The sequence below is a fragment of the Nocardia alni genome (assembly GCF_019038435.1).
GTDB lineage: Bacteria > Actinomycetota > Actinomycetes > Mycobacteriales > Mycobacteriaceae > Nocardia > Nocardia alni.
Map to the genome: position 1 here is coordinate 24,779 of NZ_JAGPOX010000021.1, position 12,078 is coordinate 36,856.

The 12,078-nt window shown below is 60.4% G+C and carries 9 protein-coding genes; 6 read left to right on the forward strand and 3 right to left on the reverse strand.

The features are described from left to right. Positions 1 to 37: 37 nt before the first annotated feature. Complete coding sequence (locus JZ791_RS10965; RefSeq protein ID WP_216894122.1) at positions 38 to 391, reverse strand: hypothetical protein; 354 nt, start codon at positions 389 to 391, stop codon at positions 38 to 40. Positions 392 to 725: 334 nt separating this feature from the next. Between JZ791_RS10965 and JZ791_RS10970 the strand changes: the two genes are divergently transcribed. Beyond that, a complete protein-coding gene (locus tag JZ791_RS10970; RefSeq protein ID WP_216894123.1) occupies positions 726 to 1,097 on the forward strand; it encodes a VOC family protein in 372 nt (123 codons plus the stop codon). 592 nt (positions 1,098 to 1,689) lie between these two features. On the opposite strand, the gene JZ791_RS10975 is transcribed toward JZ791_RS10970, so the two are convergent. Beyond that, positions 1,690 to 3,324 carry a hypothetical protein gene (locus JZ791_RS10975; protein ID WP_216894124.1) on the reverse strand — a complete coding sequence of 545 codons (1,635 nt, stop codon included), beginning with the start codon at positions 3,322 to 3,324 and terminating at the stop codon, positions 1,690 to 1,692. A 165-nt stretch (positions 3,325 to 3,489) separates the two neighbouring features. Here JZ791_RS10975 and JZ791_RS10980 point away from each other — a divergent pair, with 165 nt between their 5' ends. After that, positions 3,490 to 4,014: a hypothetical protein gene (locus tag JZ791_RS10980; protein WP_216894125.1), complete on the forward strand. Its 525-nt coding sequence runs from the start codon at positions 3,490 to 3,492 to the stop codon at positions 4,012 to 4,014. A 248-nt stretch (positions 4,015 to 4,262) separates the two neighbouring features. On the opposite strand, the gene JZ791_RS10985 is transcribed toward JZ791_RS10980, so the two are convergent. Next, positions 4,263 to 5,768, reverse strand: coding sequence for a plasmid pRiA4b ORF-3 family protein (locus tag JZ791_RS10985; RefSeq protein WP_216894126.1), 1,506 nt, complete (start codon positions 5,766 to 5,768; stop codon positions 4,263 to 4,265). 590 nt (positions 5,769 to 6,358) lie between these two features. Between JZ791_RS10985 and JZ791_RS10990 the strand changes: the two genes are divergently transcribed. The 4 genes from JZ791_RS10990 (at position 6,359) to JZ791_RS11005 (ending at position 11,990) form a co-directional block, all read left to right on the forward strand. Beyond that, entirely contained in the window at positions 6,359 to 7,612 is a 1,254-nt protein-coding gene (locus tag JZ791_RS10990) for a helix-turn-helix domain-containing protein (RefSeq protein ID WP_216894127.1), read from the forward strand. A 384-nt stretch (positions 7,613 to 7,996) separates the two neighbouring features. Continuing rightward, positions 7,997 to 10,063: an HsdM family class I SAM-dependent methyltransferase gene (locus JZ791_RS10995; protein WP_256461857.1), complete on the forward strand. Its 2,067-nt coding sequence runs from the start codon at positions 7,997 to 7,999 to the stop codon at positions 10,061 to 10,063. Between the two features lie 123 nt (positions 10,064 to 10,186). Continuing rightward, on the forward strand, positions 10,187 to 11,119 hold the full coding sequence (locus tag JZ791_RS11000; RefSeq protein ID WP_254205535.1) for a restriction endonuclease: 933 nt from the start codon (positions 10,187 to 10,189) through the stop codon (positions 11,117 to 11,119). 64 nt (positions 11,120 to 11,183) lie between these two features. After that, positions 11,184 to 11,990 (forward strand): SbcC/MukB-like Walker B domain-containing protein, encoded by an 807-nt coding sequence (locus tag JZ791_RS11005; RefSeq protein WP_216894129.1) that lies wholly within the window; start codon positions 11,184 to 11,186, stop codon positions 11,988 to 11,990. Positions 11,991 to 12,078 lie beyond the last annotated feature (88 nt).

Genomic DNA, 12,078 nt, shown 5'->3' on the forward strand with positions numbered 1-12,078 from the left:
GGGAGGAGGTCTCGTCGTCGGGCTCGGACGAGGATCGTTAGATGGCGACTATCGGACTGTTGATCTGAGCGTCGCCCAGATCCGTGGTCGCTACGTAGTAGTTCGCGTAGTACGCGCCAGGCGGGAGGTCTACGTGCAGCGACCGGTCGACCACCGGCCCAGCAACCACAGTGCCGGTGGTGGCGTTGTAGAGCGTGAGAAAGACGGTGGCGCCAGGGGAGTCGTCATGACCGGTCGCCCGCACCTGGCCATCCGCAACGTTGATGCAGACCGTGTCACCGCGCCAGTCGCTGGCGCACTGTCCGGGTGGTCGGGCGGCGGCGATACCGGCGCTCGCGACGGTGGCCGCGACGCCAATCGACGAAATGGCAATTCTCGCAAAGATATTCATGGCAATTACCTGTTTGTTGAATGGCCCGAAAGAACGGGTTCACTTAACAGATAGCCGCGGTGGTTACATCACCCTGCAATCGACGGTGTCTGAAATATGCACTGCCAGAGCTGGTTACACATCTCAAGGCTCGTCGTAGTTGTGCGCGAGCGTTCCCGTGTGACTGCTCCGCTCATCGAGTAGGCACCTCGTCGGCCGACGTCACCGTCGTGTTCTGGGCGCGCAGTAGATCACCTCTTGACTCTCCCGTGACAGGAGGCCGGAGAGTAGTGACATCGAGATTGGAACAGCACACGAACCGCTGACCTCGAACAACCCACCGAAAGGAACCGCCATGTCCACCCCCATCACCCTGAATGTCGCAGCCCTGAACATCGACTGCGTCGATTCCACAGCCCTGGCAGACTTCTGGGCAAAGACCCTCGGCCGACCGGTCAGCCCCGGCAAGGTCGCCGGCGACACGGCAGTCGACACCACCACCCCCGAAACCGGCCCCCGAATGCTGTTCCACAACGTCCCCAACCCCAAGCCAGGCAACAGGTTCCACCTCGTCCTGATCACCGACCACTACACCGAGGAAATCGCCCGAGTAACCGCCCTGGGCGCCAATCCCCTCAGCGAGACCACCCTCCCGGACGTCCGCTGGACCACCCTCGCCGACCCCGAGGGCAACGAGTTCGACCTGGTGACTTGGCACGCCGCGTAGCTGCCAACCCTGGTGACCGCCCGCGTCCAGATGATTGATTCTGCGTGTGGTGCGTGGTCCTGCCACGCACCACACCCGGAACGGCTGGTGAACGATACAACCGCAGCCCGTCAGCCACCGGAACCGACATACACTTCGAGCAGTTGCGCCGATCCGTTCACGATGGCGGCTTGCTGTTTGTCGGTCAACGCGACCCAATCATCCTGAAGTTTGACGTTCGGGTATGGCCGAGTAACGCTGATTACCCAATCTCCTGGCCTCGAACCTAGGTAGAGCACCGTCTGCCGCGACCTAGGTTCATCTCTGGGCAGGTCGGTGGCACCCGCATCGTGTGTGAAGTCCGGCGTCGAGACATCCACTCGACCGCCTGGACCGAAAAAGTATGCTGTTGTGCTCGGCGGAAAGTCTTCGCTTCCATTGTTCGTAGTTACCTTCTGTGCAATCTTTTCGAACCCTGAAATAGTGACTCGATCCATCATCCGAGTTGACTCGGCTGGTCGGTGTAGCCATGTCCAGAGCACGACCCCGAACGCTGCGAGTAGAATTACTACGGTTGTAGATGCAATCCATTTCCAAGCGCTTCGACGCAGCATTATCGACATATGTAGGCACCGCTCCCGCACATTATTGACTGGGCTTGATCGAACCGACTGAGTATGCGATTGCTGTAGGCGAGCCCATCGGGCCCGATGCTACCTTTAGGTATGTATATTCCACTCATGGCCCCATCGCCGGCGTTGTAGCCTGCGGTCATGAATTGATTGAAGCTGTATTTCGCCCTCATGTCATCTGGTACGCGTCCGGCATAGTTATCCTGAATCTGTTTGAGGCGGTAGGTGCTAGCCTTGACAGCAAGGTCATTATTTCCGGTCAGATCGTGCCAGTCGTCGTTCTTGAACTGGTCGGGAAATGCTTGCTTCACGGAGTTGAATGTGTCTTCCTTCATGTTGGTCAGGCCGAGGGAATTGTTGCGGAAGGGGCTGCCGAGGTAGCGGACTGCATCGTATCCAGTGTTGTCGACACCACCGAGAACCTGGTTGCGAGTCGCACCCTCATTGAGGACTACAGCCATGACAAGGCGGGGATCTACACCCGCTTGATTACCGTACTTCACGGCTGACTCGACCCAAGTGCGCATCGAAGGATCAAGCTTACTCGGGTCGACGGCGGACAGCTGAGTTGGCGCCGCATTCCAGGTAGAGATATTGTCGAACGAACGGTCGATGCCTGCGTTGTCGGCCTGGTTGCCCGATTCCGCGGGGAGCGCGATCTCGCCGATCGTCCTCAATTGGCTGATGATGCCGAGTTCGTCGGTGCCGTCGAATGTCGGAGTTCGTAACAGTCCCGCCAGGGAATGCCCGGAATAAACATCGTCGAGCTTGGTTACGGCGGTACCGATCTCGTCGGTCGACACGTCACCGACGACGGTCATCTGCACCTGACTGGAGATGGTTGCGGTCGAAACATGATGGTGTGGAAATACATCCGGCGCCGCAGCCGCCAGTCCGGATCGGAAAGCGATCAGTTCATCGTGGTAGACGCGCACGGCTTTGGCTAGGCCGGAGGCCGCATTCCAGATTGCAGTCTGACCCTGCTCCAAATACGCCAGAAACTGGTTTATATCGGATACCTCGGGCGCGCTGATGACACCGAAGGCATCATTGATTCTCTGCGGAGTGCTGTCGGTATTCATCGGACCACTGTTCGCAAAGACGGTCCACGCCGTCGTGGCTCCGTCGAGTAGATCGGTATTGCCGCTGGGCATATGCAGGCTACCCAGCGGCGAGGACATCGTAAGTAACGGATTCGCCATCAGCGGGTCGATGGTCAATCCGATCGCGCTGCCGGCGTTGGGGTCCGGTACATGGGGAAGATCTGCCACGCCCACCGTTGGAGCCTTGCCCAGTTGCGGCTTGCCGGGAGCTGGGCCCTTGTTCTTGCTGATATTCGCGTTGTACTCGGCGGTATCCCAGTTCCAGCCACAGACGTCGAGGACATCGGCGAAGCGGGCGATCGCGGTCGAGTACGCGATCACTGTGTCGACTATATCGTTCGCGTGTTGGCGGTACGCGTTGTTCCACGCCGTCGCCGGGTCCGAACCGCCCATCCCCGCCGTGGCCCCCAACCCAGTGGCGAGTGCTGTAGCCACGCGATGGACTTCGGAGGCAAGCGTGCGCAGTTGTTTGGCGGAATCGTAGTAGATCTGAGGATCAATCCTGATCACCATCAACACCCCCTCGTTGCCCCCATCGACTAGGGACGACAGTACAATACCGACCGAAACCGCATGCCGCGTAGATGATTTCCGGGTTTGAACCTCCGCAGCAGCCGATTATCCGGCGTCTGGTCGTGGCCTGCCGCCACAATCTTCGGTGTGGTGCCAGGTGCCGCCGTGAATCGTGCGAAGGGGCTGGTAGGCGATGTGCTTGCCAATACTTCTGAAAAAGTTCAGAATTCGCGCATGGTTACCGAGGTGCAGTGGAGTGAGCTACGGCGCGACCCCAAGCAGGTAGCGAGACTGGCCGAGGACGGCGTTGTCCGGGTACGGCGTCGCGATGGCGTGCCGCTGCTGCTGATAAGGGAAGATCGCGCGCGGTCCGCGTCGGATGGTGCGATCAACGCCGCCCGTGCGCTGCGTAACGTGTTGGCGCACCTCCCACACGACCTCGCAGCCCGAGCACTGATGGACGAGTTTCCGTGGGTCGACTTCCTTCCGGAACCTGAGCGTGGCCAATTCGTCGTAGATTTCGCCCGTGCTTTTCAAGCATCCGCGGAGCTGGGTGAATGGTCCTCGGTGGCCCGGGTGGTTTACGAATGGCGCAACACGGCGTTCGTGTTTACCGACCCGGTACTTGCCGAGAAGCTACAGGAGCCCCTCGAAGGCGACTTCGGTCCTGTCCCGCCGAGAGGGGATTGATTGTGTCGGCCAAGCGAGGGCCGAGTAGCCTGCACCGCCCGACGTCGGCCTTGATTACAGGCAAACCAGCAGGAAGAGCGCCTTTTTGACGGAGGCTGCTGACGATCTGCCGAAGACTTATTGAGGATCTGCCGGGTGCACTACTGACGATCTGCCGAGCCGGTTTGATCGGGGCCATTTTCCGGACTTGTGTGGTGGCCGCCTTGCCGGGCGTCGATTGCGGGAATGAACCTGCCTGCACCCGGCGCTCAGGCTTGTGACCGGTCCTGCAGTGCGGCTCGGGCGAAGACGATGGCTTGAGGTGTCAGATGCTGCGAGCCGCCTTGCCGGCGCAATAGCCCTAGGCTATCCAGTGTGTCCTTGACCGAATGCGCTGCGCGTGAGGCATCGGCTGCGGTGCATGGCCCGCCGTCGGACATGACCCAGCCGAGTGCGGCAAGATGCTGCGCGACTGTGTGGTCGATGCCGTCGGTCTCGGCACCCGCGGCCACGGCCACGAGATACAGCAGCCCGGCCTGCTGCTCGTGACGCTTCTTGGTCAGCGGCGCAACGCGTTCGGCCAGATGCCACCACAGTGCGACCGGGTCTTGGCTCCGCTCACGCGCCTTACTGGTGACGTCGAGTCGGCCACGATGCTTCCGTAGCAACCCCATTCGTTGTGCCGATTCGCGCAGCCGCAGCACCTGCGGTGTCAAATCTTCGCGGTTGCCCTTGCCGATCCAGTGCTCGTCCATGCCGAGTTCGGTGAAGATCGACTCGACGATCCGGGGCGGAAGGTATCCGGCGGCGGACAGTTTCACACCATCGGCACCGACATGTTCGATTACGCACAGGTAGGGACGCACGGCCTGTGATACGGCGGTGGTGTCGACCAACACCGGTTCGGCTAGCGCGGCCCGATCGATCAAGGCGAGCAACCGCTTTCGCATGGGAGTCGGCAGACTACCCACCAGTTCCGCCAATGCGGGGGGCAGTTCGCGTCCGTTTTCAGGTTCGCTCGAACCAGTATCGATTGTAGTCAGAATATCGTTGATCGCCTCAAAGTCCAAGGGAGTCAACCGATAGTGGGGAGGCACTTCTTCGCCATAGAGATCGAGGAATTCAGCCTGGGCCGCAGCGTGATCGGGGTGACTGGGATCGGTTGCGGCGGCGACAAGTTCGTAGCCCTCCGTGCCGCCGCAGTCCTCCAGCGGACCGGGCCGGCGGCCGCCGGTGCAGACAACGCGAGGTGCGGCGGGCGTATGTGGCAGAACGGCTTCGAGTTTGATCGTATGCTGCCAGTCGTCACCGAAGTCGTAGCAGTAGTACAAGACGTCGCCGATCTCGGCGAGTACCTCGTCGAGGCGGACCTGTTCCTCGGGGATGCCGGGTTCACCCTCCTCAACCTGAAACGGGCACAGGTAGTACTCCGTTCGGCGATCGTAATACGTTGGTCCGCTGCCGAATTGATGCAGATGGCTGTCTGTCCACCCGAACGCTGTCTGGATCACCTCATGCAGCTCGTTCAGGAATAGATCCGAGGACAGCTCGAGTCGGCGCCACACCGGAGGCTTGGTGCCGCGAAGGTCTACGCGGACACGATATTTCCTGAGCTCGGTACGTCGCGGACGCCGTCGCGAGGGTGCTGGCTCGGCGGGTTGCTCGCCGAGCGTCGCCCCGGCCGCCAGGAGCTGTCCCAGTACGTAACGCAGGTCGTCGGGGGACATGGCATCGAGAGCTTCCCCGATCCCATGTGGCAGGTCCTTGCGTGACATGTCGGCAGGCTACACCGGGCGTGTCGGCGGTCCGTCGGAAAGTCTGGCTCGGGCGATTTTCTCACGCGGCGGTGCGGTCAGCGTTTGTATGGCCGCTGCTTTTTGCGGGCATTCGTCGACACGACACCCCCTGTGGCGCTCGATAGTTCGGTGAGATTCTTCCACGCTCAGGGGGACCTCGGGTGCTTCGTGGGGCCATCCGGCAGGCCAAAGCCCAGCGTCGACGATCTGGGCGCGGAATTGGGCGCGTCTCCGCTCTGCGTGCCATTCGGCTTGGACGCGGTCGATGATGGCCTGCACCGAGTTGTGGTCCGGTTCGTGTCCTCGCCGCCAGTTGAACGTCATCGCATCTCACCCCTGGTATGTCATGTGTCGCTGGACTATGGAAGGCGGCCCGGCATCGAGGACTTCGAGGGCGCGGTGTCGACTCGATGCCGGAGCCAGGTGCAATGTTTTCGCTGTGGCGCCGGACATTTCCGGACATGGCCGGACAGGAACCGGCTGAATCGGCGACTACTGCTCTTACTGCAGGCGCAGCCGGACAAAGACCGTCTAGAGTGGCGATCACTACTTTTCCGCAGGGGGCTGTTATGGCTTTCGTCGCGATATGGACTTGGGAAGACTGCGTTGCGCTACGTCGCGCTTACGGCATGAAACAGGGCACGTTCGCACGCACACTCGGCGTGGCCGAGCGATCGGTCAGACGTTGGGAGAAGGACGCGACGCCGGTCGGCGGGCTCGGACAAGCCGCTTACGCAACGATGCTCGCAAAGGCTCCGCAGGAGGTCGTGGAGCGGTTCGAGTGTCTACGTCGGAATGAGGACGACGTGAATCGTCGAAAAGCGTTGAAGATCAGTGCCTTCGGAGTTGGCGCGTTGGCCGCGTTGGGACTCGGCGATGCGGCCGAACGGGCGGCATGGTTGATGTCCGGTGCAGGCCGACCGGACATCGAGGCGGTGTCGTTGCTGCGTTCGACACTGCACCAGGCAATGCAACTGGATGACATGCTGGGCTCTCCCGCAGCGCAGGGCATGGTCATCGCCCAACAGCAGGTCACGGAGGCGATGCTGCGGGACTGTCCGGCCTCGCTGCGGTCAGAGGTGATGTCGCTGTACGCCGAATGGACCGGTCTAGCAGGATCTTTGGCCTGGGATGGGCAAGATTATCCAACTGCGGCACGCCTGTATACCCAAGCGCGAGAGAACGCCCACGAGGCCGAGGACTCGGATCTCGGCGCGTACATGCTGTGCCACCTGTCGCAGCTGGAGACCTGGCAACGCCGGCCACGCATAGCAGTCGACTACGCGGTCGCGGCGCGTAGCTGGGTGGCGCAATCACAAGACCGGCACCTGCGAGCGTACGTCGCAATACGCAATGCTGAAGCCGCGGCGATCGCAGGACAACGATCGGCATGTTTGGAGGCGCTCGACGAGGCCGACTCGATGCTCGTCGGCATCGAGCCGTGCCATCCGTCCCAAAGCCGCGCCTACTTCATGGGCGCGGGGATCCAGGAGAGCTATCGGGGCAATTGCCTGGCCGTCCTGGGCGATGCCGTCCGCGCGGTGGAGGCATCTCGACACGCGCTGGCGACCATGCCATCGAACTATGTGCGAGACCGGGCGGTCACGCTCCTGGAATTGGAACGCGGCCTGATCCAGCTCGACGAAATCGAGGAGGCGGCCGGCGCGGTCGCCGAAGCGGCCGTCTTGGCGGTGCAGAACCGCTCACCGAGACTCGCAGGTGCGATTGTCCAGGGACGGCATCACCTGTCACCGTGGGCCGATACGCGGTCAGTCAGGGAACTGGACGCCGCGCTAGCGGCCCGCGATATCGTGATCGCATGAGCGCCGACCGCGAAGCCGAGGTGATGTCGCAGCTCGAACGTGCCCGCGCCCGACTCGTTGCGACCGGGGAACTGGACACGCTCGGATCGGGAGGGCGGACACCGCCGCGGTCGGAGGTGTTTCGGAAGGCCTCGGCCGATATTCATGTGGCAGAGCAAGCACGCAATCGGTTCCTCGTCGAGCTAGTTGGGGATACGGATACTGTTCCGCTCGGACTCGCGGAACGATTGGGTTTGACCGGGCGTGAGGCTGTGCATGTACTGAATACGGCACGGAGCGGGACGCAACTAATGCGTGAACACGTACTCGGTCGGCTCTGGGCAGTCGGCTAAGCAGCGCTGTGTTACTTTGCTCTGTTGTCATCGAACGCACTGCAGGGGACGTATGGATTCGGATTCACAGCTGTACAAGACGGCGCAGCTGTCATCGAACTTTGGTTACTTGGCAGCCCGAGATTCGCTCTTGTTCCTCCTGGGGGCGTCTGCAGAGGCACACGTGTATTCGGACCCCATGGCCGCGATGGTAAAGGCCAGGCAGTTCGTTGAGCGACTGACTGAGCTACTCTGGGCCGCTTTTGCTGTGAGCGGTAAACCTGGCAATCTCAGCCAGCGGATACAAGTTCTACAGGCTCGGGGCTTGATTAGCGACGTCGTCAGTGACTTGTTCACCGACGTCCGTCTGACCGGCAATTCCGCAGCACACGACAACCTCGACGACAAGAGTGCAGCCCTGAGGCTCGTTTACGAGTGTTACCAGCTGGGTGTATGGTTCGAACGCACGATCTCTGACGACAGACAGCTACCGCCATTCGTGCCGCCAGCGCTTTCTGGCAATGAGCAAGCAACAGCCTCCGAGCAGCTGAAGCGCGAGTTGGAGGCATACCGGGAAGAGCTTATTGGCATTCGGTTTACCGTCGATGAGCAGTCTATGAAGCTTGACCAGCAGTCAGCATGGATACAGGCAGAATCGCAAGCCCGCAGCGTCGCCGACCATGAGATTCACCAGGCCATCGCCGACCAAGCTGAACTTCGCGAGCTGGTCCGCTCTTTGTCCGACCAGGTCAGCCAACTCACCGCCACAGCCACCAAACTCGGCACTTCTGATATCCCCTTCGACGCCGCCACGCTCCTATCACGTGCCAGGTTCTCTAGTGACCGGCTACTTGCTGAGAAGTTATGGCAGATCGCGACAGTACTGCGAGATGAGGGGGTGTCCGCTATCGACTATGCCGACCAGCTTTCGCTCCTGCTGACTCTCAAGGTTGCCGATGAGCAGTCTGGAAGCCAGAAGGCCCGGCTTACGGTGCCGGCTCACCTCGGATGGCAATCGTTGCGGAATCTTGAAGACGAAAACCTAATGGGGCAGTACAGTCACATTCTCCACGAACTTGCTCAGTTGGGAAATCCGTTCACCAAGATTACCGAAGTAGGCAAGACCGTCCGTCGACCGACGACCCTGCGCGATATCATCAAACTGATTGACCAGCACACCTGGTCACAGCCGGCCCCAGCCGACGGCACACCTGACGGTGCGTTCGACGCGCTACTCGATCGATTCGCCGCAGACGTCCGTTCCGGAACGAGTCAGCACTTCACCCCTCGCCCGCTGATCGACACGATCGTAGCGTGCGCGGCCCCTGAACCGCACGATACGATTGTCGACCCTGCTTGTGGGAGCGGTGGATTCCTCATTAGTGCGTATGAGTACTTGGAACACAAATATGGCTCCGCGCTGAGTGCAGATCAGATCGAGCACTTGGCCGACGGTGGCATCAGCGGTATCGAATTCGACTCTAAAACAGCCCTGCTTGCTCGGATGAACATGTTTCTGCATGGGATCGGCCGAGTCGACGGGGGTGATTTAATCGAAGCCGATAACGCTTTAGCCGCACGGCCTCGTCGCCGCGCCTCTCTCGTGCTGTCATCTCCACCCTTCGGTATGGAAGCTTGGGATAAACAAGGCGAGACAACGCAAGGCCATTGGGTCACTACAACGAACCAGCCAGTCAACTGGGTGCAATACGTGTATTCGCTGTTGCGTATCGGCGGACGAGCCGCAATCGTCGTACCTGACAACTTCATGTTCGCCAGCGGTGTCGGCGAGACGGTTCGGCGGCGATTACTAGAGGAGTGCGACGTGCATACAATCCTCCGCCTGCCCACAGGCATATTCTATGCTGCCGGACTCAAGGCGAACGTCCTGTTCTTCGATAAGATTGCTCGACGTGGAGGGAACCCCGCAACGCGCCAGTTGTGGGCCTATGATCTCCGTAGTCGCGGGATGTTCACCCGGGAGCATCCCCTACAGCACTCCGATCTCAGAGACTTTCTGGACATGTATAAACCAGGTCAGCCTAGAGCGTTCCGAACCGAATCTGATCAATTCCGTATGTTCAGCTATGAAAAACTATCCGAAAGGCCCCAATTCAACCTGGATCTTGTCTGGCTGTAGGCCGGAGACGACCTCTACTACCATCTCCCGCAAGAAGTGGGAGCCGGGCAGAAATGCTGTATACATAAATTACCACAATCGCAGCGCCCAGTATCCGAAGGCTGCTCGAACACAGGGGGAACCATGACTGCAGGCCAAGTCACCGAGATGCGTGAATGGTACAGGTTTCTCACGCCGATCTTGGAGGTGATGAGCGATGGCAGGATTTGGAAAAAACGCGAACTCGAAAACGCCGTCCTGGACCGTATCCACATGCCGGCCGAGCAGCGTGCCGAGATGCTGCCATCCGGACAGCAACGCTCACTGAACCGAATCGGCTGGGCATCGAGTGGTTTGTATCGTGCCGAGCTCATTGCCAAACCAGCCAAGGCGCATTATGTTATTACCGATGCCGGGCGTGCTGCTCTCGTAGAATATCCGACAGGCCTCGACGAGCGGACTCTGAAGAGCCTACCCGCATATCAGGCCAATACTGCGATGAGATCCCGTGCAGTGCTAGCGAGCCTCGAAGCAGCGCCTGCGGAACCGATTAACTCGGCCGACCCCATTGAACAGATCGAATCCGGCATCACCCGTATTCACGCCGACGTCGCTGCAGAGCTACTCAAGCGACTGCGCGATCAAACCCCACACGATTTTGAGCAGTCTGTACTCGACGTGCTTATCGCCATGGGGTACGGCGGCGCCGAAAAGCGAGCTGTCCGAATAGGGGGAAGCGGAGATGGAGGTGTGGATGGCGTCATCGACCAGGACCCACTTGGCCTCGACCGGATTCACGTCCAGGCCAAACGGTATGGAGCCGAAAACATCGTACAACGACCGACACTCCAATCCTTTGTCGGGGCGCTGCATGGCGTCGGCGCCTCTCGGGGTGTATTCATTACGACAAGCAGCTTCTCTAAAGGTGCACATGAATACGCGAATTCGATCAAGAATACCCGGGTCGTCCTCATCGATGGCGAAAGGCTGACGTCTCTGATGATCAAGTACGGGGTGGGCGTACAGGAACGGAAGGTGATCCCCATCGTTGAGGTCGACGACGACTACTTCGAGTAACTTCTTCTAGTTAGCGAATCAGTTAGGCGATCTTTGTGTCGTGGGGGATCGCCGTGGCACGGAGGTGGGCGAGCACTTCTTCGATCGCATCAATTTCCGCTGCGGAGAACAACTCTTCAGGTCCACGCGGAGTCATGCTACTGAATGGTGGATCGTAGAGTGCGACACTCGCCGTCATCTGGCAGCCAGGATCCGCCAGGCCAACGAGCTGGTGGACAACATGAACGCCCGATTGGAGAAGGTCCGAACAGCCTCGAACGTATCGGTCAAACTGGTCTGGCAGGTCGCTCCCGATCTGCCTCCCGGCACCAAAGCGGCCCGCGACCTCCTCCTGAAGGACCCCATCCGGCTCACGGAGACCGATCACGAAGCCCTGCATCGTTTCCTGCGCGACCGCATCGAGGAGGCCAAGGCCGACGACACCGCCACAAGCTGGGAACAACAACTGGCCCAGGTCTTCGATTACACCGCATGGCATCGATTCGTCGTCAAAGTAGACCGCGGCAACGGCGAGGGCTACCAGTTGCTCACCAAGAAACTCCACGGCGCCCTCTCCGGCGGCGAAAAGGCCATAGCCCTGCATCTACCACTCTTCGCAGCCGTAGCCGCACACTACGAGGCCACACCACAGGCGCCGCGTGTGATCATGCTGGACGAGGTGTTCGTCGGTGTGGATACCACCAATCGCGGCCAGATCTTCGCACTCCTCGCGGCTTTGGACCTCGACCTCGTACTCACTTCCGACCATGAGTGGTGCACGTATGCTGAGCTGAGCGGGATCGGGATCCATCAGATCCTCACGGGAGGCGGGGACGATGCGGTGACCACAGCGCGATTTACCTGGGACGGAACGGAATTGACGTCGGATTGAGGCGACTCACCGAGTCGCGACGGTGGCCTGCAGGTGACAGGTCGATGCCGATCGAGTTGCGATGCAGTCCTTGCCATGGAGACGTCGG

Bases quoted from the DNA above. Each gene is read 5' to 3' on its own strand.
- JZ791_RS10965 (WP_216894122.1), bottom strand. From the start codon at position 391: ATGAATATCTTTGCGAGAATTGCCATTTCGTCGATTGGCGTCGCGGCC.
- JZ791_RS10995 (WP_256461857.1), top strand. From the start codon at position 7,997: ATGGATTCGGATTCACAGCTGTACAAGACGGCGCAGCTGTCATCGAAC.
- JZ791_RS10985 (WP_216894126.1), bottom strand. From the start codon at position 5,768: ATGTCACGCAAGGACCTGCCACATGGGATCGGGGAAGCTCTCGATGCC.
- JZ791_RS10975 (WP_216894124.1), bottom strand. From the start codon at position 3,324: ATGGTGATCAGGATTGATCCTCAGATCTACTACGATTCCGCCAAACAA.
- JZ791_RS10990 (WP_216894127.1), top strand. From the start codon at position 6,359: ATGGCTTTCGTCGCGATATGGACTTGGGAAGACTGCGTTGCGCTACGT.
- JZ791_RS10970 (WP_216894123.1), top strand. From the start codon at position 726: ATGTCCACCCCCATCACCCTGAATGTCGCAGCCCTGAACATCGACTGC.
- JZ791_RS11000 (WP_254205535.1), top strand. From the start codon at position 10,187: ATGACTGCAGGCCAAGTCACCGAGATGCGTGAATGGTACAGGTTTCTC.